25 protein-coding genes are annotated in these 25,497 nt (G+C 37.7%); 9 read left to right on the forward strand and 16 right to left on the reverse strand.

Annotation, left to right across the window (positions count from 1 at the left end):
* From ACSHXM_RS05580 to ACSHXM_RS05590, 3 genes are all read left to right on the forward strand, one after another.
* The coding region (locus ACSHXM_RS05580) for a 3-deoxy-D-manno-octulosonic acid transferase (protein WP_435687751.1) at window positions 1–685 on the forward strand (685 nt) is incomplete at its 5' end.
* 543 nt (window positions 686–1,228) lie between these two features.
* Window positions 1,229–1,717 carry a transcription elongation factor GreB gene (greB, locus tag ACSHXM_RS05585; protein ID WP_435687752.1) on the forward strand — a complete coding sequence of 163 codons (489 nt, stop codon included), beginning with the start codon at window positions 1,229–1,231 and terminating at the stop codon, window positions 1,715–1,717.
* Window positions 1,718–2,174: 457 nt separating this feature from the next.
* Window positions 2,175–4,073, forward strand: coding sequence for a YfiR/HmsC family protein (locus ACSHXM_RS05590; RefSeq protein ID WP_435687753.1), 1,899 nt, complete (start codon window positions 2,175–2,177; stop codon window positions 4,071–4,073).
* On the opposite strand, the gene ACSHXM_RS05595 is transcribed toward ACSHXM_RS05590, so the two are convergent.
* Window positions 4,051–6,399: a TonB-dependent receptor plug domain-containing protein gene (locus tag ACSHXM_RS05595; RefSeq protein WP_435687754.1), complete on the reverse strand. Its 2,349-nt coding sequence runs from the start codon at window positions 6,397–6,399 to the stop codon at window positions 4,051–4,053. The genes ACSHXM_RS05590 and ACSHXM_RS05595 overlap by 23 nt on opposite strands.
* A gap of 274 nt (window positions 6,400–6,673) precedes the next feature.
* Between ACSHXM_RS05595 and ACSHXM_RS05600 the strand changes: the two genes are divergently transcribed.
* Window positions 6,674–8,992: a Tex family protein gene (locus tag ACSHXM_RS05600; protein WP_435687755.1), complete on the forward strand. Its 2,319-nt coding sequence runs from the start codon at window positions 6,674–6,676 to the stop codon at window positions 8,990–8,992.
* 65 nt (window positions 8,993–9,057) lie between these two features.
* Here ACSHXM_RS05600 and ACSHXM_RS05605 read toward each other — a convergent pair whose 3' ends face one another.
* The 3 genes from ACSHXM_RS05605 to bioH all read right to left on the reverse strand — a co-directional run bounded on the left by ACSHXM_RS05605 (window position 9,058) and on the right by bioH (window position 11,234).
* Entirely contained in the window at window positions 9,058–10,005 is a 948-nt protein-coding gene (locus ACSHXM_RS05605; RefSeq protein ID WP_435687756.1) for a putative metalloprotease CJM1_0395 family protein, read from the reverse strand.
* A gap of 5 nt (window positions 10,006–10,010) precedes the next feature.
* Complete coding sequence (locus ACSHXM_RS05610; protein WP_435687757.1) at window positions 10,011–10,334, reverse strand: hypothetical protein; 324 nt, start codon at window positions 10,332–10,334, stop codon at window positions 10,011–10,013.
* A gap of 129 nt (window positions 10,335–10,463) precedes the next feature.
* Window positions 10,464–11,234: a pimeloyl-ACP methyl ester esterase BioH gene (gene bioH, locus ACSHXM_RS05615; protein ID WP_435687758.1), complete on the reverse strand. Its 771-nt coding sequence runs from the start codon at window positions 11,232–11,234 to the stop codon at window positions 10,464–10,466.
* 71 nt (window positions 11,235–11,305) lie between these two features.
* Here bioH and ACSHXM_RS05620 point away from each other — a divergent pair, with 71 nt between their 5' ends.
* The 3 genes from ACSHXM_RS05620 (at window position 11,306) to ACSHXM_RS05630 (ending at window position 12,980) form a co-directional block, all read left to right on the forward strand.
* The gene (locus ACSHXM_RS05620) at window positions 11,306–11,986 is read left to right on the forward strand and encodes a ComF family protein (RefSeq protein ID WP_435687759.1); all 681 of its coding nucleotides are present in this window, start codon (window positions 11,306–11,308) and stop codon (window positions 11,984–11,986) included.
* Between the two features lie 138 nt (window positions 11,987–12,124).
* Window positions 12,125–12,703 (forward strand): Fe-S biogenesis protein NfuA, encoded by a 579-nt coding sequence (nfuA, locus tag ACSHXM_RS05625; RefSeq protein WP_435687760.1) that lies wholly within the window; start codon window positions 12,125–12,127, stop codon window positions 12,701–12,703.
* A gap of 13 nt (window positions 12,704–12,716) precedes the next feature.
* Entirely contained in the window at window positions 12,717–12,980 is a 264-nt protein-coding gene (locus ACSHXM_RS05630; protein ID WP_435687761.1) for a hypothetical protein, read from the forward strand.
* Here ACSHXM_RS05630 and ACSHXM_RS05635 read toward each other — a convergent pair.
* Window positions 12,943–14,280, reverse strand: coding sequence for an MATE family efflux transporter (locus tag ACSHXM_RS05635; protein ID WP_435687762.1), 1,338 nt, complete (start codon window positions 14,278–14,280; stop codon window positions 12,943–12,945). The two genes, ACSHXM_RS05630 and ACSHXM_RS05635, sit on opposite strands and share 38 nt — an antisense overlap.
* 35 nt (window positions 14,281–14,315) lie before the next feature.
* Between ACSHXM_RS05635 and ACSHXM_RS05640 the strand changes: the two genes are divergently transcribed.
* Window positions 14,316–15,362: a polysaccharide deacetylase family protein gene (locus tag ACSHXM_RS05640; RefSeq protein WP_435687763.1), complete on the forward strand. Its 1,047-nt coding sequence runs from the start codon at window positions 14,316–14,318 to the stop codon at window positions 15,360–15,362.
* A gap of 12 nt (window positions 15,363–15,374) precedes the next feature.
* Here ACSHXM_RS05640 and ACSHXM_RS05645 read toward each other — a convergent pair whose 3' ends face one another.
* From ACSHXM_RS05645 to ACSHXM_RS05670, 6 genes are read right to left on the reverse strand one after another with little or no spacing between them, the layout of a single operon-like run.
* Entirely contained in the window at window positions 15,375–15,995 is a 621-nt protein-coding gene (locus ACSHXM_RS05645; RefSeq protein ID WP_435687764.1) for a GNAT family N-acetyltransferase, read from the reverse strand.
* A 13-nt stretch (window positions 15,996–16,008) separates the two neighbouring features.
* Window positions 16,009–16,644, reverse strand: coding sequence for an SCO family protein (locus ACSHXM_RS05650; protein WP_435687765.1), 636 nt, complete (start codon window positions 16,642–16,644; stop codon window positions 16,009–16,011).
* A 24-nt stretch (window positions 16,645–16,668) separates the two neighbouring features.
* The gene (gene cyoE / locus ACSHXM_RS05655) at window positions 16,669–17,565 is read right to left on the reverse strand and encodes a heme o synthase (protein WP_435687796.1); all 897 of its coding nucleotides are present in this window, start codon (window positions 17,563–17,565) and stop codon (window positions 16,669–16,671) included.
* Between the two features lie 21 nt (window positions 17,566–17,586).
* The gene (locus ACSHXM_RS05660) at window positions 17,587–18,564 is read right to left on the reverse strand and encodes a COX15/CtaA family protein (RefSeq protein ID WP_435687766.1); all 978 of its coding nucleotides are present in this window, start codon (window positions 18,562–18,564) and stop codon (window positions 17,587–17,589) included.
* An 11-nt stretch (window positions 18,565–18,575) separates the two neighbouring features.
* Window positions 18,576–19,145 carry a hypothetical protein gene (locus tag ACSHXM_RS05665; protein ID WP_435687767.1) on the reverse strand — a complete coding sequence of 190 codons (570 nt, stop codon included), beginning with the start codon at window positions 19,143–19,145 and terminating at the stop codon, window positions 18,576–18,578.
* Complete coding sequence (locus tag ACSHXM_RS05670) at window positions 19,138–19,860, reverse strand: SURF1 family protein (protein WP_435687768.1); 723 nt, start codon at window positions 19,858–19,860, stop codon at window positions 19,138–19,140. Before ACSHXM_RS05670 ends, ACSHXM_RS05665 begins: the two co-directional genes overlap by 8 nt.
* 29 nt (window positions 19,861–19,889) lie before the next feature.
* Between ACSHXM_RS05670 and ACSHXM_RS05675 the strand changes: the two genes are divergently transcribed.
* The gene (locus ACSHXM_RS05675) at window positions 19,890–20,099 is read left to right on the forward strand and encodes a DUF2909 domain-containing protein (protein ID WP_435687769.1); all 210 of its coding nucleotides are present in this window, start codon (window positions 19,890–19,892) and stop codon (window positions 20,097–20,099) included.
* Window positions 20,100–20,170: 71 nt separating this feature from the next.
* On the opposite strand, the gene ACSHXM_RS05680 is transcribed toward ACSHXM_RS05675, so the two are convergent.
* The 5 genes from ACSHXM_RS05680 to lexA all read right to left on the reverse strand — a co-directional run bounded on the left by ACSHXM_RS05680 (window position 20,171) and on the right by lexA (window position 25,389).
* Complete coding sequence (locus tag ACSHXM_RS05680; protein WP_435687770.1) at window positions 20,171–21,049, reverse strand: cytochrome c oxidase subunit 3; 879 nt, start codon at window positions 21,047–21,049, stop codon at window positions 20,171–20,173.
* An 11-nt stretch (window positions 21,050–21,060) separates the two neighbouring features.
* A complete protein-coding gene (locus tag ACSHXM_RS05685) occupies window positions 21,061–21,621 on the reverse strand; it encodes a cytochrome c oxidase assembly protein (protein ID WP_435687771.1) in 561 nt (186 codons plus the stop codon).
* A 16-nt stretch (window positions 21,622–21,637) separates the two neighbouring features.
* Window positions 21,638–23,242, reverse strand: a complete 1,605-nt coding sequence (gene ctaD / locus ACSHXM_RS05690; RefSeq protein ID WP_435687772.1) for a cytochrome c oxidase subunit I — start codon at window positions 23,240–23,242, stop codon at window positions 21,638–21,640.
* Window positions 23,243–23,254: 12 nt separating this feature from the next.
* Complete coding sequence (gene coxB, locus ACSHXM_RS05695; RefSeq protein WP_435687797.1) at window positions 23,255–24,370, reverse strand: cytochrome c oxidase subunit II; 1,116 nt, start codon at window positions 24,368–24,370, stop codon at window positions 23,255–23,257.
* A gap of 395 nt (window positions 24,371–24,765) precedes the next feature.
* Window positions 24,766–25,389 carry a transcriptional repressor LexA gene (gene lexA, locus ACSHXM_RS05700; protein ID WP_435687773.1) on the reverse strand — a complete coding sequence of 208 codons (624 nt, stop codon included), beginning with the start codon at window positions 25,387–25,389 and terminating at the stop codon, window positions 24,766–24,768.
* Window positions 25,390–25,497: the final 108 nt, after the last annotated feature.

The following is a 25,497-nucleotide window of genomic DNA, read 5'->3' on the forward strand; positions in this document are numbered from 1 at the left end:
GTCTTTAGGTATATCAAAAGAAAAATTAACACTAACTAACAACCTAAAGTTTGAAATAAAGTCTACGCCTGATGATATTTTGACAGCCAAAATCTTAAAATCTGATTATAAAATTAATAACAGACTGGTCCTTGTAGCGGGCAGTACTCATGAGCCAGAAGAACAAATATTGTTAGATGCATACGCTGAACTAAAACAAGATTTTCCTAACTTATTGTTGATTATTGTACCTAGGCATCCCCAACGATTTGAAAAGGTTCATCAACTTTTACAAAAGCAATCCATAAATAGTGAATTGGTGAGCCATAAAAAGCCAATCGCAAATGAAACGCAAGTATTACTATGTGACAAAATGGGCATATTGCGATCACTATATGCCCTAGCGGATTTAGCATTTGTAGGGGGAAGTATATCCCCAAAAGGTGGGCACAACGCTCTAGAACCGGCACTGTTTAACCTTCCTTCTATGATGGGGCCATCCATTTATAATAACCCGGCAATTAATTTAGCGTTGACTGAAGCAGGAGCTCTTAAAACAGTAAACACAGCTCACGATATTGTGGTAAAAAGCCGCTATTGGCTATCTAATCTAGAACAAAAAGAAAAAGATGGGTTCGCGGGAGGGAAGGTAGTAAAAAACAATATTGGCGCCCTCGAAAAAACACTAGCGGTTTTAAAACTATAATGTGAAACATGCGAAATAATAAATAAAAAGCCGAACATGTCACCATGTTCGGCTTAGCATTCTCTCTTGTATATATCAGCCAATTTCCGTGCTGCACCTTATTCCCTAATTACTATTGCCCTTAAAAAGGGCTGTTATTCCCGAGTAAACGGGTTATTGAAACTTAAGAAACGTTATTTAAATGCAAAATATTGGTTATTGAATAATTCCTCAACATTAATGGTTGCCAAGTTAAAATCATCAAACTGTATTTAAATGTAAATAAACATAAGACACTAATAGGGCAACATCTTTAATATCTAATTCCTCAAAGTATTTCACTTTGATTAACTTTAAGGTTAGCCCATTATTATTTTTTTGCACTTTCACAGCACATAAATTGATGTAATAAAAAGTACTAACAAATCTATTTTTATAGTTACTAAAACTAAAGGCTTGCTGCGACTTCTATTTTTACTTAACCTTTCATAGAGTTATTATAAAATGACGTCTACCCCATTTTATAATTTGTTAATTACGTCAGGTAAAAATTAGATACAAATTTTGAAAACAAACTTAATTACACGAGAAGGATTTGAGAAGCTTAAAGAAGAGTTGGATTATCTTTGGAGAACATATCGACCTGAAATAACCAAAAAGGTGACTTGGGCAGCTAGTTTAGGCGATAGGTCTGAGAACGCTGATTACAAAGAAAACAAACGAATTCTTAGGCAAATAGATTCAAGGGTTAGATATTTAACCAAAAGGTTGGATGCTTTGAGAATTGTCGATTACTCACCTGAACAAAATGGTAAAGTTTTCTTTGGGGCTTGGGTTGAGATTGAAAATGATCATGGCAAAAAAATGACTTTTAGGATCGTGGGCCCAGATGAAATTTATAAAGATGCAAAAGGCTATGTTTCAATCGACTCACCAATGGCGCGTGCCCTTATTAAAAAGGAAGAAGGAGACGACGTTTTGGTTCAAACACCCAGTGGGCCTGCGGACTGGATCGTTTCAAGAATTAGCTATTCAGCTATAGAATTTAATTAATCTCCGCCGTGCTTAAACAATCAAGCTGAAAGCCCAACTTTCGATCTAAAAAAGACTGAACGCGAAGAGCTCAGTTCTATTTAAAAGACTAAAAAGAAACTTTTATCTTTTGCACCTCATATTATCGCGACTCGAGCCTTTGGTTGATATTAAACTTGGCAATTACCGCAAATAATCTATGACTTTTTTAGCTGTAATACTTTGATTAAATTTCGTGTGCAACAGGTATGTAATAATTGATTTATATTATGTGATGTTTGCAAATTAAGTATGCACATATTCTTTATCGACACTGGCTATTATCTTGTTAAGATAGTATAAAATGGCATAAATGCTTTGCAAAAGTAACAATGATGAGTGTCATTAACATTAATCGCAAAATACTATTTTAACTATTTAGGTTTTAATGAAAAAACATACGCACATAATTTGGATAATGTGGTTTGGTCTACTATCAATGAGCCAAACTGTTTTTGCACAAAAAGTTAATGAAGAAAAAGTTAAAGCGGTATTTATCTTCAACTTCATGAAACACACCTCATGGCCAAATGAAGAGTCTAAAAGTAACTTTACCATAGCAATTTATAACGACCCCGCCTTCCATAATGTGCTTTCAAACTTATTAGCAAATAAGCAGCTTAGAGATAAGCCGATTAATGTCATAGAAGTAGACAAAATAAATGACGCAAAAATCGCAGAACTAGTTTATATCCCAACAGAATTAAATGATAATCTTGAGCGAATATCTTTTCAATTACGTCGTTCAGAAACACTGCTTATCTCCCAAGATACGCAAAATAAAAAAGATGTAATGATTAATTTCGTACACAATAAAAGCACCAATAACCTCTCTTTTGAAATTAATAAGTCAAACCTAATTTATGAAAAGTTAAACATTTCAAATGAGCTGTTGCTGCTAGGAGGGACGGAGTTAGATGTAGCAACCTTATATCGCGAAACCGAATTAGCCATGCAAAAAATCAAGTTGCGTGAAAGTAACATGCAAGAAAACATTGCTACATTGGAAGATAAGTTATCTTTAGCCGCTAAGAATTTAGAGGCTTCAAAGCGCCAATTAGACAAAAATAACTTAAGCCTAAAGCAACGAGAGATCGCTTTAAAAAAGCAAAAAATTGAATTAGAAAACCAACAAATTAAATTGGCTAATTTAGAAAATTCATACCTTGAAAAAGAACAAGAGTTAAATGCCATGTCTGAACAACAGCAACTAGCATTAACTCAATCACAAATAAAATTAGAACAAAAAAATATTGATGTAAAAAATAAAGAAGAGCAAATCACTAATCTAGGTTCAGTAATCTCACAAAACAAAGCTGAAATTGAAGAGCAACTAGCTCAACTCGAAATGCAACGAGCCGAAATCACCAATAAAAACCAAACAATAAAAAGTAAAAATACCTATTTAATATTCACCGTTATCTTTATTATCATTGTGTCCGGTTTTACGGTGCTTGTAGTATTTCTTTTTGTTAGAAATCGTAAGGTGACGGAGAAGTTACAACATACGTTAAAAAATCTTGAAAGTACCCAAAGCCAATTAGTACAATCAGAAAAAATGGCTTCACTGGGTCTATTGACGGCTGGGATATCCCATGAAATCAACACTCCCATTGGAATAGTTGTCACGTCTTTGAGTGTTATTCAAGATAGAGCAAACGAGTTAACTAAAAAAATAGCAGATAATAAACTAACAAAAAGTAAACTTTCAGGCGTTATGCAAGACATAGCACAATCAGCAGAAGTTTCTAACAAATCACTTGCCAGAGTCATCACATTAATTTCTAACTTTAAACAAGTAGCAGTTGACCATGTTGTTGAAGAGCCGCGAGAAATAAATTTAGCTAAATATATAAATGAATTATTTAATACGCTCTCTAGTCAGTTAAAGAGAAAGGCTGTGATATACCAGCCCATTGAAGCCAACTCTATTACCTTAATTACAGTACCCGGAGCACTTGCTCAAGTATTAACAAACTTAGTTACAAATACCATTACGCATGCTTTTACCGAATGGAATTCGGATAAAGAGGCTGCTCAAATAGACATCCAGTTACGCCAAAATTCGGAAGAAGAAGTTGTAATTGAATTTTCCGACAATGGCTGTGGTATGACTGAGGAAGTGTTAGGCAATATTTATGAACCTTTTTACACCACCAAACGAAGTGAGGGTGGAACGGGATTAGGTATGAATATCGTATACAACATTGTGTTACAAAAGCTAAAAGGAAAGATAGAAATACAGAGTTCTGAACAACAAGGGACTAAAGTCACATTGAAACTACCTACTTACATTGAAAGTGATGTTTCTAACACTAAAAACTTACCCGAAAATTAGCCCCAATGCTTGTAGGCTGTTCTAAATATTTTAATCGAGTTGGGTAAGTCGAAGTCGATCCTGTACTTACATAATAAATATTTTTGGAGTTTGTCAGGTTTTCTACATGTACTGACAAGTCCATTTTAACACTATCGCTATGTCGCCAAGCGTAAGTTAAAGACATACTTACACCGTACTCAAATCCAAAATTGTCTTCTTGTTCTAACAGGCGACGTTCGTTATCAAAAATCGCTTGTTGCTGATTAAACCCTTCAACTTCAATGGCAGATAGACTACTAATATCAAAGTTATCGTAAGCCTTTTGATACATTTCCATTTCGTCATAACTACCATCAAAATCCCAATAGACTTGAGAATTAATTTGTCCAACCAATTGGTTGTCTAAAAACTTGGCGGTTAAAACAAACTTAGTAATATTCTCGTGAATATTATTCAACCCATTCCCATAACCTTCTAACAACAAAGGAAAGTCCCCACGAGACTCAAAATAGTAGTCACTAAAAGATATATTATTACGATTATTCCCATTTTTGAGTGCTTGGTTCATGCGAACGTCAAGAGGACGAACAAAAGCATGATTTAAATGAAGTTCTATATCTTCATGTTTATAGTTAACTTCAAAATCGACACCAACTAACTCAATGTCGCCTAAAAATTGTAAATCATTACCGGTATATCCAATCGCATAGATGTCATTGTAATAACCACGAATATTAAATAAAGTAGTGCCAGATAATTGATTTGTATATGACACCTCAATCCCATCCAAGGACTCATGTTCGTCACTTTTGGCATCCGAATCATTTAGTTGATATAAGTATTGCGCTCTCAATTGGAGCATTCGTAGCGCTCGTTGCGCTGTTATAACTAAAGTACTGCTACTATCTAATTCACGTACCATAGAGACCCGCGGCGAATACATAGAACTAGACATATTGGAATCATCTAGTCGATGAGAATAAGTTAATTTTGTTTGATCTGAAATTTGGTAAGAGGCTTCAAGTAAATGGGTTAAAGTTTGGAAACGTAACCCACTTCCGATCTCAACGTGATTAGATGATCTAGGTCTTCCTTCCAAAGATTGATTTTGTGTATAAACACTTGTATCGAAGTTACTTATTAAGTGCTGACCCTCTCTAATCCAAATATGGTCCGAACTTTTCCCCCAAGGCGCACCTACGTTTAAATTTGTCAGCTCTAGTCCTGTTATTAAGTTTACGTTTTTATGATTTGAGTATTCATAAAGAAGTGATGCAGAAATTCGCTCTTGAGAAAAAGCATAGTCCCGAATGTTGTCAGGATGCTGCCATTCAGATTCGAGGTTACGTACGTACCACCTCACATATTCTTGGTTGTCATAGGTTAAATTAGCTTTTAAATGACTATTAGGCCCAAATGGGTAATTGTACTCTGTTGCTGCGATAAAACTTTTTAGTCCAACTTGACGGCCATTCTCTATTTGCCGCTCATCTTCTACCAAAACATTTACTTGTGGAATAAAATGATGTGTTTGCCCCGACTGGGTATACCTTGCCCAAACATTCAAGTTATCCCCCCAATCAATATCTAGAAGGGCTTTGATTTGCGGTTGAGAAAAAGTATCTGCTAAATAATTTTGTCCTCTAAATAGGCTGTCTGGTTGCTGCCCTACAATTCTAATATCCGTTAATAGGCTATGATCCATTTCATAATATTTCGGCTTTTTATAGCCATCAGTATCACGATATGAAAGAAACGAATACATACTAAAATCATCAAAACTATCACTATATTGTATACTTACCCCTTGACTATTATAGGTTTCATTTATCGCAACATTAACTTCAAACGGCGTGTTATTAGTTCCGGATTTTTTAGTAATGATATTGATTACGCCAGCAATTGCTCCTGTCCCATAAGTCACTGATCCAGGGCCTCGGATGACTTCGATGCGATCAATATCATCTAAATTCCATTGGTCAAGCTCCAGAATGGCTCCTTCATAAACCATATTGGTAATATTTTTACCATTTAGTAAAAGCAAAAGCTTGTAATTCTCCGCCGCAATAAGCCCACGTAATCCTATTTTGTCTCCTTCAGAATGAGCCATCACGTTTAGTCCTGTCACATATTGCTCTAGTAACGCAGTGAGGTTTTTTGCCGAAGAATATTTAATTTGCTCTGAACGTATCAAGGTTACCGCTGAAGAAGAGTCTTTTACTTTAACTTCAGACAACCCGCCGGTAGAGACTTCAAGTTCGAGTAACTGTTCTAGAGATAAATCAAAAATATCATAAGCTTCTGCGCGCTTATTTTCAGCAGAAAACAGCTGCGTAGAAGCCAATAAAAAAATAATGCCGGCATACTTTTAAAACATGTAACTCCTTGTAATACCTTAATTAAATATTGATACCAATTTAGCGAAGTAACGTTTAAATCATTAAGTTTGATTAATAATGTAAAACAACTCTATGAATAGGTTCAGTCATTGTCAATCATGCCATTCATTCAGGCATAAAAATATGCTTAAAATTTTAAATTATCGCTGGTATTTTACTGGTTTCACCCATATATCAACTGCCAAATAAGAAAACACCGAAATTACAGGCTTAGCAAACATGATCATAGAGAAAATCGCCCAAGAACTTCAAGTTAAGGCTCACCAAGTGCAAGCCGCTGTAGCTTTATTGGATGAAGGATCAACTGTACCTTTTATCGCTAGATACCGAAAAGAAGCCACAAATGGCTTAGATGATATTGCATTACGAAAACTAGATCAGCGTTTAACTTACTTGCGTGATTTAGAAGATCGACGACAAGTCATTATCAAGTCAATCCAAGAACAAGATAAAATGACACCGGAATTGCAAAAACGATTAAAATTAGTTGATAACAAAACAGAGCTTGAAGATATTTATTTACCTTTCAAACCTAAACGCAGAACTAAAGGTCAAATTGCTAAAGAAGCAGGGTTAGAACCATTAGCAAACACCCTATTTGAAAATCCAGAATTAGATCCTGAAAGCCAAGCGAATTCTTTTGTAAGCGATACAATAATAGATACTAAAGCCGCTTTAGACGGCGCCAAGTATATTCTAATGGAACGATTCGCTGAAGACGCAGAATTACTTCAAAAGATTCGCCAATATCTTAAACAAAATGCTCACATTAAAAGCCAAGTAATTGCAGGAAAAGAAAAAGAAGGCGAAAAATTTAAAGACTACTTTGAGCACACTGAGTTAATAAAAAAGGTCCCTTCTCATCGCGCCCTAGCAATGTTTCGAGGTAGGAATGAAAATATTCTACAAGTAAGTTTAGATGCAGATCCTGAAAAAGAAGAGGGTAATCGAAATTCACATTGTGAACATATCATCGCTCAACACTTAAATTTAACGTTTAATGATAAACCAGCTGATAAATGGTTAGCGTCTGTAGTTCAGTGGACATGGCGAGTTAAAACGTTACTTCATATGGAAAACGAATTATTTGGTTCGATTCGTGAGCAAGCAGAAGCGGATGCAATTACAGTGTTTGCCAAGAATTTAAATGACTTACTAATGGCAGCTCCTGCGGGACCTAAAGTCACAATGGGTTTAGATCCTGGATTACGTACTGGCGTAAAGTTAGCCATAGTTGATGCCACAGGAAAAGTATTAGCCACAAGTACTATTTTCCCCCATGTACCACAAAACCAGTGGGATAAATCTAGTCGCACCATTGCCACTTTATGTAAACAACATAAAGTTCAATTGATTAGCATTGGCAATGGTACAGGCTCTAGAGAAACAGACAAACTTACCGCAGAAGTGATTAAAAACAGCCCTGAGTTAGGTGTTAAAAAGATAGTGGTAAGTGAAGCTGGCGCTTCGGTTTACTCCGCGTCAGAACTAGCATCAGAAGAACTACCTGATATGGATGTGTCACTCAGAGGAGCGGTATCAATAGCAAGACGACTCCAAGATCCGCTAGCAGAATTAGTCAAGATTGAACCTAAAGCCATAGGCGTTGGTCAGTATCAGCATGACGTTAGCCAAAGTAACTTGGGTAAATCATTAAGTGCCGTAATAGAGGATTGTGTAAATGCTGTTGGAGTAGATATTAATACTGCTTCTAGTGCCTTACTGAGTCATGTATCTGGCTTAAATCGAACATTAGCCAATAACATCGTTATTTATAGAGATAAAAATGGTGCTTTTAATAGTCGTAAAACCTTGAAAGATGTTGAACGATTAGGGCCTAAAGCGTTTGAACAAGCCGCTGGTTTTTTACGTATTATGGATGGTGAAAACCCGTTAGACGCTTCAGCCGTCCACCCGGAGGCGTACCCCGTTGTAAAAGCTATCATTCAGCAATCTGATCTTGCGGTAAACGATATTGTTGGCAATACCGATATTTTAAAACACTTAAAACCTGAAAATTTTGTTACAGAACAATTTGGCTTACCAACAGTATGCGACATCATCAGCGAATTGGATAAACCAGGAAGAGATCCTCGACCAGAATTTAAAACAGCCAACTTCAAAGACGATGTCCAGTCTTTAAATGATTTAAAAGTAGGTATGATATTAGAAGGTGTGGTGAGTAACGTTGCCAACTTCGGTGCTTTCGTTGATGTTGGGGTACACCAGGATGGATTAGTTCATATCAGTGCCATGACTGACAAGTTTATTTCTGACCCTAGAGAAATCGTGAAAACAGGTGAAATTGTTAAAGTCAAAGTTATGGAAGTAGATGCTGCAAGAAAACGGGTATCTTTTTCTATGCGTTTAGGTGACTCACCAAATCAAACCAATTCTAATAAGAACAAAGCACGAGTTGAACATAAAAAAGATCGTACACAACATACGAAACAAAATAATCGAGGAAAACCCGCTAACCAGTCTAACCAAATGATGGGTAATGCGTTTGCTGATGCCTTTGCTAAAGCCAAAAAATAGTAGTGAACCATACAATCGAAAGGCCCTTAAATGAGGGCCTAGTTAATTTAGGAACAAGCTATAAATCAAGCAGTTAAATCAAGTCGACCTTCTTCAGGATTTCCAACTTTTTGATAGAAATTTTCAATTACCGCGACCCTGTTAGAGATCTCTAAATCTCGAGTTTGAGCTGCTTGGCTCACAGCAGCGCTTTCTACAGTACTGGCATCTTCAGAATTTTTTAATCTTCTAGGGACAGAATCAATGTTAGCACCAGTGATAAAGTCATCTAAATCAAGGGCTAATTGATTGGGTTTCGATTCTTCTTTCCCAACGGCTTTTCGAAATGCTTCCCTAGCCTTCTCTGCTTGCTCAGCGCTTATTTCTCGTCGGGCTTCAGCGGCTAATTGCATAGCCTCATTAGCCACGCGTAAATCTTGCGGAGAAGGTTCTGCGGGAGCTAAAGCAGCAGCTTTAACCTGTTGAGCTTTACGGATAGTTTCTTCAGGAGTCGCTTCTTTCGAGATGTCGATAGCTACTTCACCGCCTACAGCATATCGGCGCCCATCAGGACCTTTTTCATATTCATATTGAGGAGAGCTAGCATAACTCCCGCCAGCGGCGGCATGAGCTTGCTCATGAGCTCGTACTTCTAAATCTCTTTGTTTTAATGCAGTAATTTCTTGTTTTTCAGCTTGTTCTTGTTGCTGCGCTTGTTGTTCTTTTTGTCGCTCTTCCGCTTCTTCTTTTCCCGCACTTTCATCGTTAGCGTTATCTTTTTCAGGAGTAGATTGGCTATCGACCGATTGGTTATTTTGTGCGTTAGGCTTTTCATATGTGACCGGCTGTGGATTTTGTCCGGGTGTTTTTACTCGATCCGACTCTGAACCAACTCCTTTCTCCGCGCTAGAGCTTTCATTACCAGCCAATGCTGGAATAGTTTCCCTCTGAGTATTATCGCGTTTAACAGACTCAGTATTAACTGTGCCTGAGTTAAAAACGACTGGAGTGGGTACCGGCGGAATAACATTCATGGGAACTAGGCCAATATATCCAAAATGGTGCCAATTGTATCCCCTGCTACATCTACCACTTTTGCAGACGCTTGAGCATTGGTGCTATTTATTGATAGACCGACTAAATCTGAAGTAATGTTATAGCTAGATTGAGGTAATGTTTGTTTAATTGCGTTCAATTGATTCAGGCTAGCGCTTGCTAATATATCTTGCGGATCACCAGATAATGGCTCACGAACAGACAAACTCGCTAAATTAGCTGAATGTTGAGCAATGTTATCTTCCGCTCGTTGGATACCAAATGTACCATTAACAATTGCAGAATTAATATTGTGACTGATATTCATATAACCTCTATTACCTCACTACCCTCATGTACAATTATTAACCAAAACAGTGGTTTTTTAAAGGTTTCAGGCTATTTATATATATATCTGAGTGTACTCAGGTATATAAAAATTAGTTTTCAAACACATTTATTGCAGAAGTGTCATCAATTGCTCAGCAAAGTTTTCTGTATGGGAGATAAAAGGAGCATGTGAAGCTTGAGGTAAAACTTCTGTTGTTATCTTCGAAGACAAGCCTACTAATTCATCTGCAATCCCCACAGGAACCAAGCTATCTAAGCGTCCCAAATAAGCGTGACAGGGTACTGTCAGATTTGCTAAAGGCACTCGCAGATCACAATAATTTAGCAAATTTAACCCATTTTCCAGTGCAAAAAGAGACGGTGTGGGGAATTGCTCAATTGCCTGTTTCATTTTTTTCACATCGAGCCTAGCACTTTTACTACCCATAGCTTGAATAGCCAAGAATCGGTCTAATGTTTTAGAAAATTCATCTTGTAACTGCTTTGCAAACTCATTTAATACCTGTGGTTGTATTCCAGGCCATATTTCACTTTTGGAAAACTTTGGGGTAGAGCATATTAGAATTAACCGCTGTAGTTTTTCAGGGTACGACAGCGCTATTTGTTGCGCTATCAATCCTCCTAATGACCAACCAATTAAACAACAAGACTTGGGTAAATGACTGGCAATTTGTTTAGCTAAACTTTCTAAATCATATTTTTCAGGTAACTGATCATGATTTAAACCAAATCCAGGGAGGTCTATGCAAGTTATCGTGAAGTGTTCTTTTAGGAGTGGAATAAGAGTTGTCCACACACCACTATTTACCCCCCAACCGTGTAAGAAGACTAAGTGCTCACCTTGGCCAACGGTGGAATATTTTAGATTTAATGACATATGGTTCTACACTTACCTTTAGGGAAAGCAGAGTATTTTAATCAGATTACGACTAGGCACAAGGAAGATGCATGATGCAGAAGTTATTTTCTCAAAATTGTTTAATATGCCATCAAGAGACTGACACACTTATATGTTTTTATTGCCGATCAGACTTACAACTTTTCGACAGTAAACTTTATCAGCATAATCTAATGCATTGGCCAGTCGTGCAAAAAGGCCTCAGCAAAGTATCTTTTCCACACATTTTAGCTCTATGCGATTATCAATGGCCAATTTCAAAGTTACTTACTAGTTTAAAATTTTCAGCAAAACTTCCAAATGCTAAAGCACTTGCAGTGCTGTTTAGCCAGAATTGTTTACCTATTCCTTCTGAAAAGCCTCAATTAATCATCCCTATTCCATTGCACAATAATCGGTTTTTAATGCGTAAATTTAATCAAAGTATTGAAATCGCTAAACACATAAGTCAATTTGCCAAAATACCAATCAATACAGAATTATTAAGCCGAATAAAATCAACTAAAAAACAAACTGAATTAACGGCTTTAGCAAGAAAAAACAACTTACGTAACGCATTTTCTATCACATCAAGTGCAAATTTAGTGTTAGCCGAATACTCACACATAGTCTTGTTTGACGATGTCATCACAACTGGCACAACTATCAATAGCGCATACAAATTAATTCAAAAACATCACCCAGATCTAAAGATAGATGTCTGGAGCATTTGTCTAACACTTCAGGTTTAAATTTGTCATTCATAAACACACTTACCGAAAATAACTAAACACATAGTCAAAATAAACATAAGCAAAAACGATTACTTGAGTGTTTTAGTCAAGTAATTTTGTTATTCTAGTTTCAGTTAGTAAAATTTAGGTACCCTCATGATTTCAATTTCAGAAACAGCAGAATCACATTTTAAAAAACTATTAGAAAACCAAGACGCAAACACAAGCATTCGTGTGTTTGTTGTAAACCCAGGCACCCCTAGCGCAGAGTGTGGTGTTTCATACTGCCCAGCAGATGCAGTAGAAGATAGTGATACCGTATTAAAATTTAGTGGTTTTGACGCAGTAATCGATTTAGAAAGTGCACCTTTTCTTGAAGAAGCTGAAATTGATTTTGTGACTGACCAAATGGGGTCGCAACTTACGCTAAAAGCACCAAATGCTAAAGCAAGAAAAGTAGCAGAAGATGCCCCATTAACCGAACGTGTTAGTTACATGATCGAAGCAGAGATTAACCCTCAACTAGCAAGTCATGGTGGAAAAGTCATGTTAGTTGAAATTACCGACGAAAAAGTTGCAGTATTGCAATTTGCCGGTGGTTGTAATGGATGTTCACAAGTCGATTTAACTTTAAAAGATGGTATTGAAAAACAAATGTTAGAACAGTTCTCGGGCGAATTAACTGGTGTTAAAGACGCGACTGAACATGAAGCAGGCGACCACTCATACTACTAAACATGTGATTCTAATGTCTAAATTCAACTGGCTTAATAGATTAGCAGATAATCCAAATAAAAGTTGGGCCAGGTTTAAGCTGGGTTTAGGCATTTTTTGTGTTGGCGCCGTACTAATTCTACTAGGCGCCCGATACTGGTTTTGGTTACAAATACCTGGGTTATTATTGATTGCTATAGGAATAATTCCTGCAATAATCGGCTATTTGGGAATATTAGCCCATCGCATGACTGCCGGCTTTAAACCGCCACCTTCTTCTTTTGACAAAGATAACTAAAATAACCTCCCAGCGTTACTCCACGAGACAACATAAACAACAACATGGCTATCCACAAAGCATGATTTTGATATTCTGAAAGCATCCAAAAACTTGGAAAATAAATCACCATAGCGCTGAATATCATGCTATTTCGCATAGCTGTAGCCCTCGTTAAACCAACAAAAATACCATCAAAATAGAAACACCAATGCGCCACAATAGGCAACAAATAAACAAACACTAGATAGTCTTCCATTGCTAACTTCAAAGCTACTTGGTCCGTTATTATGTTTATTATGAAAAGCCCCGCAAAATAAAATTTTAGGCTATAGATGATTGCCAAAATGGAAGACCAAATTAGCCCATGTAAACTAACCTGAACGATACCATTATGATCTTTTTTACCTTTGTATTCTCCAACCAAGGCTTCCGCAGCAAAAGCCACCCCATCTAAACCTAGAGCAATTAAGGTAAAAAATTGCATAATAATTGCGTTAATAGCAGCAGCTTGTGAACCAAAACCAACACCTTTAAATATTAAAAAGGCTATGCAAGCCTGCAGCACTAAATTTCTGATAAAGGTATTTACATTGAGAGAAAATAACGGGCTCAAACTTTGCAGTGAAAACCACTCGGATTTAATATAAGGCTTTCCCAAAACCTTATATGCAGCGAACAGACTGGATATAAAAATAAAATATTCTGCAAAAATAGTGGCTAAAGCAACCCCATATACATCTAGTTCTAAACCCAAAACAAACCAAAAATTTAATCCAACGTTGAGTAGATTTCCTAGGATTTGGATTAACAAAACTTTTTTCGCTTTTTGCTGACCAATTAACCAGCCAATAATAGCTAGGTTAGCCATAGCAGCTGGTGCTCCCCAAATACGAACAGCAAAATACTCTGACATAACCTGCTCTATTTGCTGCGATGTATTAGCGAAGTAAATGCCTACTTTTAATACTTGAGAACTAAATAACAATATAAAGACCGCCAAAGTAAGACCAATTAAGATCCCCTGGAGTAGGCTTTTATTTTTTAAATCCGCTTCGTTACTTCCCTTGGCCTGTGCGCTTAACCCGGTTGAAGTCATGCGCAGAAATCCGCATAACCAATACAATTGAGTAATGACTAAAGTTGCTATCGATGCACCTGCCAAATAATGCTCACCATCCATATGACCTAGCACAGCTGTGTCAACTAAGCCCATTAAAGGGGTTGTCACATTGCTTAAAATCATTGGCACAGCAATCAGTAATATCTTTTTGTGCAAACTAGTTTGAAAAAAATTTAATAAAATACGACTATGACTCATCTAACTATCATTTATGAACTGACTGATTAATAAATATGTGGAAACTGATTGTACTGACGTTAACTTATCTTGCTTTTCTATCTCAAAGCCAAGCCCGTGACAATGCTGTTATTGTAGTATATCACCATGTTAGTGAAGACACGCCAAAGTCTACATCTGTCTCGCCCACAGTGTTTGCCCAACATATGCAATACTTGGCTGATCACCATACCGTCCTGCCGCTTAATACAGTAATCGAAAAGCTGTCTAATCAACAACCTCTACCAGATAAAGCTGTCGCTATTACATTTGATGATGGATATAAAAATATCTATCAAAATGCTCATCCCATAATGCAAAAGCATGGATTTCCGTACACCATTTTTGTGAATCCAGCGTTAATTGGAAATCAGAACTACCAACTAGATTGGCAACAAGTTAAACAGATGGCTAAACAAAACGTTAGCTTTGCGAATCATGGCAATGCACACCTTCATTCATTGCATAAATTAAAATCTGAAGATGAACAAACCTGGTTAAACCGAGTAACTGTAAATGTGATAAAAGCGGAAGAATTGCTGTCATCAAAACTAGGGTACAGTTTAAAATATTTTGCTTATCCTTACGGAGAATTCAATCAAGCATTGAAGAAAAATTTAACTAAACTAGGTTATACAGGATTTGCCCAACATAGTGGCGCCATAGCCTCTTATAGTGACTTTTCTGCTCTACCAAGATTTCCATCTGCAGGAATTTATAGCAATTTAAAGACACTCCAAGTAAAGCTAAATAGTTTAGCGATGCCAATTTCAGATGTGACACCAAGTGATCCAGAGCTAGGTTCAACTACCGACTCTACTAATTTAACTTTTAAGATTAACAGCGATGATATCTATTACTCACAAGTGGCTTGTTATAAAAATGGCAATAGACTTGAACACAATCGTCAGGATAATCGTATTTCCATAAACGTGACAATAAGCGCTAAAGCCGGTCGACATAAAATCAACTGCACGGCGCCAAGCAGGGAACACAAAGGTAGGTATTATTGGTTGTCACTTCCTTTATTTGTTCCTACAGAAGAAGGAACATGGCTAGATTAATCGGTGGCGAATTTAAGAAGTAAGGGGCCTTGTTAAATGTAAATGCCTACCTACCCCTAACTTCAACATATTGGCGGTGAGCTTAGATTCAGAGACTTGTGTAAACCCTTGATTGAGGTAAAACTCAATTGCCTTTTGGTTACTTGCTTCTACATCTAAACTCAAATGGGTTTTATTATGGGAAAGTGCTTGGGTTTGCATTAATTTAAGTAATGCTGTTGCAACGCCTTGGCATTGATATTTTTGATCTACACTCAAATGCCCAACACACCACTCATGTACAAGAATTTCTGGAATACAATCTCGCACTGCTTGATTAACCTTAAGTACCTGAATCCCGTTATCCAATCCAAAATAATCAACAATAGTCCGTAACGTGGCTTGTTGAATCTCTGCTGGCATATCGTTATGCCAACCACTAACACAAGCAATGGTTTGTTCTTTATGAATCATAACCCAATGATTTTTATACCCGTATTGGCCTTCTGGATTAACCAGACTAGAAGATAGGAAACCTTGTGCTGTATAACGAGGATTAAGGTTAAAACTAGCGTTTAATAGGCTTGAGGCTGAGGCATAAACAAGAGAAGCTAAAATATTTGCATCATCTTGTTCAGCCCGACGAATGTGCATCTTGGGGTTTAAATTAATGGTTAACTAATGCTGGCATATCAGCAAGGATCTTTTGTCCTTCACTTACAGGTAATTGCCCTACAACAAAGTCTGGTTTAAATCGTCCCACAACTTGCGCCTTAGGATTAACCAATACCACAGAAGAACTGTGATCCACTAGGTAATCTGGTGTATCGGTACTTTCAACCATCGAATACATCATGCCCATCGCTCTGACCAAAGGGAATAACTGAGCATGTTCTCCACTTACTGCAGAAAATTCAGGGTTAAAGAAGTTAATGTACTCATTCAGCCTTTCAGGAGTATCACGTTTCGGATCCACCGACATCAACACCACTTGAATAGGGTAATCAGACGGTATTTTTTGTAATTCAGGATAGATACCTTTTAATTCAGCTAACGTGGTTGGACAGATATCTGGACAATACGTATATCCAACAAATAATAAACTCCAATGTTCTAATAAGTTAGCTTTGGTATAGGCTTGGTTATGTTGATCTACAAGCTCAAAGTCAGGTAAAGCCCTAGGCTGAGGGTATAAACGAACATGCTGCGGCTCCGCATATTTGGCAGGCGACACATTACTTGCCAATATGATACCAATGGCTAAAGCTACAAGGGCAATAATGCCCATATGTATTTTACTCATGTAAAACCTAATATATCTGTTGAATTAAAAATGAATATAATGATCAGCAAGTAATACGACAAATAAAACCATCAGATGAATAATGGAAAATTTGAATGTTTGCATGGCTGTTTGTTCTGTCGAGCCAAATTTAAGTTTCCACGCGTAATACAAAAAACCTACGTTTAAAACTGTTGAGCCAACTAGATAGATAACACCCGTCATTCCAATAACATATGGCATTAAACATACAACACACAGCAAAATGGTATAGAGCAATATAGATGTTTTAGTAAATTCGACACCATGGGTGACTGGCAACATAGGCACTTTTGCTCTTGCATAATCTTTTTCACGATGAATAGCCAATGCCCAAAAATGAGGGGGAGTCCAAGTAAAAACTATTAAGACCAATAATAAAGCGTGAGCATGTATCTCACCTGTCACTGCAGTCCAACCTAAAAGGGGTGGAATAGCTCCAGCTAACCCTCCAATCACTATGTTTTGCGGTGTAGCTCGTTTTAAGTACATAGTATAAATAACAGCGTATCCGACTAAACCAGCAAAGGTTAAAACGGCTGTTAAACGATTAACCCAAATTTCTAAAATAACGTAACCTAAAATGGTCAAGATAGAAGCGAAAATGATGGCTTTTCTAGGGGTGATTTTGCCTTTTGGCACCGGTCGATTAAACGTTCGCGCCATTTGACTATCAATACGGCGATCAACAACATGATTCACCACTGCCGCCGCTGAAGATAAAAAACCTATACCTGTTAACCCTGCAATCAATACTTGCCAACTTATCCAAGTATCACTGGCTAAGCACATTCCAACTAGCGCCGTTAATAACAATAACAAAACAACGTTTGGCTTAGTCATTTCATAATAGTCTTTGATACTAGACAATAAACTCGAGTCAGAATTTTGTTCTGCGGTCATAACCTTACTCACTTTGATCTCCTACGTCTTTCGATACAAAGTATAACTGATACTAATTAATACAAGCAGTAAACCTGCAGCTACAGCATTATGTAAAACTGCGACAGCTATAGGCAAACTAAATACTACATTACTCACACCTAAAATCACCTGAGCACCTAAAACCACAACCATAAATGCGGAAAGATTTTTAATGAGTCGAGAAACAGCCGCAGCATATAGTCTAAGGCCTAACCAACATAAATATAAAAATGTCACTAAAGCACCGACTCTATGCATGATATGCATCGTCATCCTCTCATTATATGAATGAACTCCAAATTCATAATTCTCCGCTTCTGGCACACTGAATGCGCCAGAAAAGCTAAGGTTCTCATACCAAGAGCCTTCGCAGACGGGTAGCTCAGTACAAGCTAAAGCCGCATAGTTTGCCGACGTCCAACCACCTAAAGCGATTTGTGCGGTAAGAATAATGATACCAATGGTGGAGTACTTGCCAAATCGCCTCATTCTAGGATCACCACCAGGGATCCTGAATGGCGTGAGACGTAAATATAATAGAAATAACCCGGATAACACGGTAAACCCGCCCAATAAATGCCCCATAACAACAACAGGAAGCAAATTTAAGGTGACAGTCCACATCCCAAGTGCACCTTGAAAACAAACTAAACACACCAACAAAAATGGTAACTTCTTGGGTGTGTTGTATCCTTTTTGCATCAGGCTACGAATAAAAATAAGAACAATAATAAAACCCAAAGCACTCGCAAAATAACGATGGATCATCTCGTTCCAAGCTTTGTGTTCTTCGAATGGCCTATCAGGGAAAGCCTGCTGAGCTGTTTCAATATTTTTTGTCGTTTCGGTAAAACTTATATGGCCATAACATCCAGGCCAATCGGGGCAACCTAAACCTGCGTCAGTTAATCGAGCGTAAGCTCCAAGAATGATCACCACCATGGCCAGCAGAATACTTAACATGACTAGCTTTTTCATAATATCTTCCTTTAGCCAATCCGTGATAATTTGAGCACTTTTCGCAAGTCGGACAAAATATCTCTGCTATCTAACACTGCTTGTTCAGTATCTGCCTGCAGTGGATACTTTAAAATTACGTTATTTAAAGTATCAGCAATGAACACACCTTCAGTATCACTATTTTTGAATATCTTTTTAATATTCTGTTCGCTAGTTTCGATAATACGCGCTTTTGAATTTTCTTTTAGCTCAGCTAGTTTTTCAGGCTGGCTAGCTAAATGACTAATCACTACGGCTTCAGCTCTGTCACTATGTTTACCCAAAGCACTCCAAACCTGCAATATGCTGTACAAAGCATTTTCACAGCGCTTATCACACTCTGCCGGCAGCACATAAACAAGTTTCCATTTAGGTTCTTGTTCTGAAGTTTGCAAACTACTCATATCCAAAGGAGGCTGTATCAATGCACCTTTATTAGTTGCCGCTTGATTAAACCAGCCATTATCTAACGCCAACTTAGCTAAAATCACTGGCAACAGAAAAACAGCAACAAAGATAAGGACCATACTTTTATTATTTTTTTTCTTAGTGTTACTCACGCCTATTCCTTATTATTTTTTTTCTTTGAGCGATAACAAAAACAACCATTGCAGCCACACCTAATAAAAACCATTGCACAGCATAAGCTATATGTTTTTCTGGGGGCATGACAACGGGTTGCCAATCTCTCACAAAATCGGAATTTTGAGATTCTGCCATTTTTACGACTAACGGCAAAAGAGATTGTTTATAATGCTGTTGTATTACCTTTAGGTCAACTGCTTGTAGAACTTTAGGCCATTTACCGTCAACCTTTGCGGTTTCAGTGACCATAGCATTTTTTGTTGGGAACGAGATTATTCCTGAATAATGGTTTAAACCTTGCTGCAACTCAATGTCAGGCAAAACTTGACGACTATGTGTTGCCGACACCCATCCAAAATTAGCCATGACAATGCCAAGCTCAGTCTTGAGTGGGACCAAAACATGATACCCCACGCGTCCTTGATTAATTTTATTGTCGACTAAAAAGAATTGCTCAGCATCTGCCTTTGCCGTAAAGGTAATAGGCATATCTATCATATTATCAATATCATTAATGACTTGCCCCAGACCTACATGAGCCGATTGTTGAGCATTAGTTATTGAGTCTAAACGTTGTTGCTTTTGTTCAGCTCTTTGTAATTGCCACATACCTAGAGCAAACATAATGACAACAGCGATAAAAGTGATTACTGTAGCAAATATAGGTAGGCGAAACTTCTTAAAACTCATATAAACTCAATCGCCTAAGGAGAAAAGTAGTGCTGATTAAAATACTGGTGGGTGGTTTAATTTTATTTATGGTGTTCAACTTATTTAAAGCAATGATGATCTTGTTAAAAAATGAACCCGACAGTCCACCTATGAGCAAATTTATTGGACGAAGGTTAATCGTTTCTGCAGTCATCATTGTTCTTATTCTACTAGCTGTTGCATTTGGACTAATCACACCTAACCCAAGACCATATTAATATCTCAAAAGAATATCCTTGTTGAAACAAAAGAGCCACGTAAACGTGGCTCTTTTTAATCTTACTTTACATTACAAAATATAAACAAAGAAAAACAACAATACCCACACCACATCAACAAAGTGCCAATACCAACTACCCGCTTGGAACGCAAAGTGATTTTCAGGAGTGAAATGTCCTTTAAATACTCTTAATAACATAATGAATAATATTACCGTTCCCAATGTAACGTGGAATCCATGGAAACCAGTCAACATAAAGAATGTATTACCGTATATGCCTGAATCTAAAGTCAGACCCATTTGGGTATAAGCATGTATATATTCTTCAACCTGTAGGACCAAGAAAATAAAGCCTAAAATAACAGTGATACTCAGCCAAAGCTTAAGTTTAGCTCTTTGGTTTTTCTCTAACGCAACATGTGCGATATGACACGTCACAGATGAAATTAATAGAATAACTGTGTTGATTAAAGGTAAACCAAACCAGCCCATAGCTTCTGTTTTGGTTCCATCTGGCGTTTCAACTAAAGGCCATATAGCTTCAAAGGTAGGCCATAACACTTCATAGGTCGCTAAGTTATTTGAAGCTCCTCCTAACCAAGGAACAGATATCACACGGGCATAAAATAATGCTCCGAAGAACGCCATAAAGAACATCACTTCAGAAAATATAAACCAAGCCATACCTTGTCGGTATGAACGATCTAATTGCGCACTATACATTCCGGCCATAGATTCATGAATTTGATTTCTAAACCAACCAAATAACATAATAAACAAAGTGATAAAGCCAGCAGTTAAAAAGTACCCACCAAAACCATCTTTATCTCTGGTGATTTCAATCACCAAGTTTCCAGCTCCTACGGCTAATAAAAATAAAGCCACAGCCCCTACAAACGGCCACGGACTCTCGGCAGGAACATAATACTTTTCATATTTTTCTGACATAGTGTTCTCCTTTACCCGCGATTCATTGCCACAACTTCACTCGAAGCTGTTACGTTGTAGAGGGTATATTGCACGGTAAAATAAGTAATATCTTTTGGTAGTTGAGGGTCGACATAAAACTGCATAGGCATAATGATTTCTTCACCGGCCTTTAATGTCTGTTGCTCAAAACAAAAACATTCTGTTTTATTCATATATATCGCTGCTGGACCAGGTGATACCGACGGAACAGCTTGACCAACAATATCTGTGTTGGCAGGGTTTCTTACGAAAAAGTTAACCTGATTCATTTCACCAGGATGCACTTTTACTTGACGTGTTTGAGCTTTAAATTCCCAAGGCATACCGGAATTAGTACGGGTAATAAAGTCAACGGTAACCAATCTACTCTTATCAATCTCGACTGATTCGTAAACCGCGGCAATCGTTGATGTTTTACCATTAATTCCTAGGGCTTCACAAAGCACATCATATAAAGGAACCAACGCAAAACCAAAGCCAAACATACCCACCACTATGGCCAGTAATTTAATAACTATTTTGTTATTTGCTTGATTTTGTTGTTGGTTCATCTACTTAACTCACTTACTACTTAACGTCTGGCGGTGTTTCAAAACTGTGATAAGGAGCAGGTGATGGAATTTCCCACTCTAAACCTTCAGCACCTTCCCAAACTTGGTCAGAAACTGGCTCACCTTGTTTCTTACAAGCTTTAATTAATAGCGCTAAGAAAATTAATTGAGACAAACCGAATGCAAATCCGCCAATACTGATCCATTTATTGAAATCAGCAAACTGCAAGGCGTAATCAGGGATACGTCTCGGCATTCCGGCTAATCCAACAAAATGCATTGGGAAAAACAGTACGTTTACAGAAACTAGCGAACACCAAAAATGCCATTTGGCCAAACCAATGTGGAACATTTTTCCAGTCCATTTGGGCAGCCAATAGTAAACAGCGGCCATAATAGAAAAGATGGCTCCTGTCACGAGTACATAATGGAAGTGAGCGACAACAAAGTAAGTATCATGATATTGGAAATCCACAGGCGTAATAGCCAGCATAAGTCCAGACAGCCCACCAATTGTAAACAACACAATAAATGCTAGTGCAAATAACATAGGCACTTCGAAGGTCATAGAACCTCGCCACATAGTTGCCACCCAGTTAAATACTTTCACCCCTGTAGGGACTGAAATTAACATAGTGGCAAACATAAAGAACAACTCTGCAGCAACTGGCATACCCGTTGTAAACATATGGTGCGCCCAAACTATAAATGACAACAAGGCAATAGACGCTGTTGCATATACCATAGAGGCATAACCAAATAATCTCTTACGAGCAAAAGTCGGTACAATTGCTGAGATAATACCGAAGGCCGGCAAGATCATAATATAAACTTCAGGATGCCCAAAGAACCAGAATATATGCTGGAACATTACAGGGTCACCACCACCAGCGGCGTCAAAGAAACTAGTCCCAAAAAACTTATCCGTTAATACCATAGTAACGGCGCCTGCCAAAACAGGCATAACTGCAATCAATAAAAACGCAGTAATTAACCATGTCCAAACAAACAATGGCATTTTCATATACGTCATGCCTGGGGCACGCATATTCACTATGGTTACGATAACGTTGATTGCGCCCATGATAGATGAAGCACCCATTATGTGTACCGCAAAAACAAATAACGCCGTGCCGTCATTACTATAAGTGGTTGAAAGTGGAGCATAAAAAGTCCAACCAAAAGCTGGGCCGCCACCTTCCATAAATAGTGATGAAAGCAAAATCAGGAAAGCAAAAGGTAATATCCAAAAGCTCCAGTTATTCATACGCGGCAAGGCCATATCTGGCGCACCTATCATCATAGGCACAAGCCAGTTGGCTAACCCTGTGAAAGCGGGCATAACCGCACCAAAAACCATAACTAATCCGTGAACTGTGGTCATTTGGTTAAAGAAGTTGGGATCTACAATTTGTAAACCGGGTTGAAACAATTCAGCCCGTATTACCATTGCCATAGCACCACCAGTTAAAAACATGATGAATGCAAACCACAGGTATAAAGTACCTATGTCTTTATGGTTAGTCGTATATAACCAGCGCTTAATACCGGTTGGAATATGATGTTCATGATGGTCATCATGGTGATCGTCGTGATTTGAATCGTCAGTTATTGTTGTCATGGTCACCTACTCCTATTTTCCGTTAATCGCTGCGTTAATGTCCTTGGCTTGCACCAAATCACCGGTATTGTTACCCCAAGCATTACGCTCATATGTAACTACCGCAGCCAAGTCAGACATACTTAATTGTTTTGCGTAAGCCTGCATCGCAGTCCCAGTGACACCGTTGACTAATACATCGATGTGTTTAGGCTGATCTGCTAAAGCAATTTGACTTCCTTTAAGAGCAGGGAAAACACCTGGTAAACCTTCACCATTTGGCATATGACAAGCGGCACAGTTTGCATTGTAAACTTTTTCGCCTAATGCCATGGATTCTTCCATAGTCATATTCATAGCCAATAGTCGTTGTTCTTCTTCTTTTGCTTTTTGTTGAATAGCTTGTTGTTCAGCAATCCATTTATCATATTCAGCAGGTTCTTTAGCCACTACAACGACAGGCATAAACCCATGATCTTTACCGCACAATTCTGCACATTGACCTCGGTATACTCCAGGTTGGTCAACCTTAGCCCAAGCATCATTAATAAACCCTGGGTTAGCATCTTGTTTAACAGCAAAATCTGGCACCCACCAAGCATGAATAACATCATCTGAAGTGATTAAGAAACGCACTTTCTTACCAGTCGGAATTACCAAGGCGCGATCTACTTCTAATAAATAGTTATCACCTTTAGCAAACTTTCCTTCAATTTGTTCAGCTTGCGTGGCCATTTTTGAGTAAAACTCAACATCGTTTTCCATGTATTTGTAGTGCCACTTCCACTGAGAACCTGTCACCAAAACAGTTAAATCAGGTTCACTGGCGTCTTCCATGTCAAACAACAAGCTGGCAGCTGGCACAGCCATGGCGATCAAAATGATAAACGGGATTACAGTCCAAGCGATTTCAACTTTTACGCTTTCATGAAAGGTAGAAGGTTTAAATCCCCGTGATTTTCTATGGAAATACATAGAGATAAACATGGCAATGAAAACGCCTGCTCCAATGACTACGCATATCCAAAACATCAGCATATGCAAGTCGTAAACCTTAGCGCTAATGTCGGTTACGCCTTCAGTCATATTAAGTTGGTACTGATCTATATGTTTTTTGCTTTCAGCAAATACTGGATTGGCTAATAACACCGCCAGTATAGATCCTGCTCTGGACAATATTTTTTTCACTCGACACCTCTATGTGATAATCGCTTGTTATTATTTTCTCGGTCAAAAAAACTCATAACGAGGTCTTAAAACGCTACGTAAAACAGCACCAAAGTTAACAACTGGAAAACTCATTGTTATCAATTTGTTACAAAGAAGCTTAGGATTACTTATTTAAGGGGGCTACGTCTAGTTTTTTTGTTTAATTTACAGTCAATCGATTATTTTTTAAACATTTGTTTGTAAATTTCTTGATATTTAACATGTATTGCACTTATGCAAGTTAAAAAGTGAATTTTTTTGAGGTTTATAAAAACAAAAACGCAGTCATAAAAATAACTGCGTTTTATTAGTTAAGAAGTTTGAATTAAATTATTTTATAGCCAGTCTGCGTTTCTAATTACACCTACAGCTATCCCTTCAATATTAAAGGGTTGAGAAGCCAAATCGACTTTGATTGGAGAAAAGTCTTCGTTTTCAGCATGTAACAACACTTCTCTACCTTTTTTCTCTAAACGTTTTACTGTTACATCTTCGTCCACTCTGGCAACCACTACTTGCCCATTGTGTACATCAGTCGTGCGATGCACAGCCAGTAAGTCACCATCCAAAATTCCAATATCTTTCATGCTCATGCCATTTACTCTAAGCAAAAAATCTGCACTGGGCTTAAACAAATTAGGATCCACCTTATAATGGCCTTCAACATGTTCTTGGGCCAAAATAGGCTCACCTGCTGCAACTTGACCTATCAATGGAAGTCCTAGGTCTTCAAGCTGATCTTCTAGAGGGGTATTCAAACGAATCCCTCTAGAGGTGCCAGGTAAAATTTCAATTACTCCTTTACGTGCCAACGCCTTTAGGTGTTCTTCAGCAGCATTAGCTGACTTAAAGCCTAATTCACGAGCAATTTCAGCTCTAGTAGGTGGCATACCAGTATCCAACATTGTATTTTTAATCAGTTGGAGTACTTCTTCTTGTCTCGCAGTTAGTGGACGCATAAACAGCCTGTTTTTCTATACAGTTAGTGTGAGTATATACAGTTCTTTATAAATCTCAAACATTTGTTTTAGGTGTTACGAGTAATGGCCTTATTCATAATAGAAAAC

Origin of the sequence: Paraglaciecola sp., assembly GCF_051252315.1 — a bacterium.
Lineage (GTDB): Bacteria > Pseudomonadota > Gammaproteobacteria > Enterobacterales > Alteromonadaceae > Paraglaciecola.

Excerpts from the sequence above, each read along its gene's own strand:
- ACSHXM_RS05590 (WP_435687753.1), top strand. The coding sequence starts at position 2,175 with ATGAGCCAAACTGTTTTTGCACAAAAAGTTAATGAAGAAAAAGTTAAA.
- ACSHXM_RS05600 (WP_435687755.1), top strand. The coding sequence starts at position 6,674 with ATGATCATAGAGAAAATCGCCCAAGAACTTCAAGTTAAGGCTCACCAA.
- ACSHXM_RS05605 (WP_435687756.1), bottom strand. The coding sequence starts at position 10,005 with ATGAATGTTATTCCGCCGGTACCCACTCCAGTCGTTTTTAACTCAGGC.
- ACSHXM_RS05610 (WP_435687757.1), bottom strand. The coding sequence starts at position 10,334 with ATGAATATCAGTCACAATATTAATTCTGCAATTGTTAATGGTACATTT.
- bioH (WP_435687758.1), bottom strand. The coding sequence starts at position 11,234 with ATGTCATTAAATCTAAAATATTCCACCGTTGGCCAAGGTGAGCACTTA.
- ACSHXM_RS05620 (WP_435687759.1), top strand. The coding sequence starts at position 11,306 with ATGATGCAGAAGTTATTTTCTCAAAATTGTTTAATATGCCATCAAGAG.
- nfuA (WP_435687760.1), top strand. The coding sequence starts at position 12,125 with ATGATTTCAATTTCAGAAACAGCAGAATCACATTTTAAAAAACTATTA.
- ACSHXM_RS05630 (WP_435687761.1), top strand. The coding sequence starts at position 12,717 with ATGTCTAAATTCAACTGGCTTAATAGATTAGCAGATAATCCAAATAAA.
- ACSHXM_RS05635 (WP_435687762.1), bottom strand. The coding sequence starts at position 14,280 with ATGAGTCATAGTCGTATTTTATTAAATTTTTTTCAAACTAGTTTGCAC.
- ACSHXM_RS05640 (WP_435687763.1), top strand. The coding sequence starts at position 14,316 with ATGTGGAAACTGATTGTACTGACGTTAACTTATCTTGCTTTTCTATCT.
- ACSHXM_RS05645 (WP_435687764.1), bottom strand. The coding sequence starts at position 15,995 with ATGCACATTCGTCGGGCTGAACAAGATGATGCAAATATTTTAGCTTCT.
- ACSHXM_RS05650 (WP_435687765.1), bottom strand. The coding sequence starts at position 16,644 with ATGAGTAAAATACATATGGGCATTATTGCCCTTGTAGCTTTAGCCATT.
- cyoE (WP_435687796.1), bottom strand. The coding sequence starts at position 17,565 with ATGACCGCAGAACAAAATTCTGACTCGAGTTTATTGTCTAGTATCAAA.
- ACSHXM_RS05660 (WP_435687766.1), bottom strand. The coding sequence starts at position 18,564 with ATGAAAAAGCTAGTCATGTTAAGTATTCTGCTGGCCATGGTGGTGATC.
- ACSHXM_RS05670 (WP_435687768.1), bottom strand. The coding sequence starts at position 19,860 with ATGAGTTTTAAGAAGTTTCGCCTACCTATATTTGCTACAGTAATCACT.
- ACSHXM_RS05680 (WP_435687770.1), bottom strand. The coding sequence starts at position 21,049 with ATGTCAGAAAAATATGAAAAGTATTATGTTCCTGCCGAGAGTCCGTGG.
- ACSHXM_RS05685 (WP_435687771.1), bottom strand. The coding sequence starts at position 21,621 with ATGAACCAACAACAAAATCAAGCAAATAACAAAATAGTTATTAAATTA.
- ctaD (WP_435687772.1), bottom strand. The coding sequence starts at position 23,242 with ATGACAACAATAACTGACGATTCAAATCACGACGATCACCATGATGAC.
- lexA (WP_435687773.1), bottom strand. The coding sequence starts at position 25,389 with ATGCGTCCACTAACTGCGAGACAAGAAGAAGTACTCCAACTGATTAAA.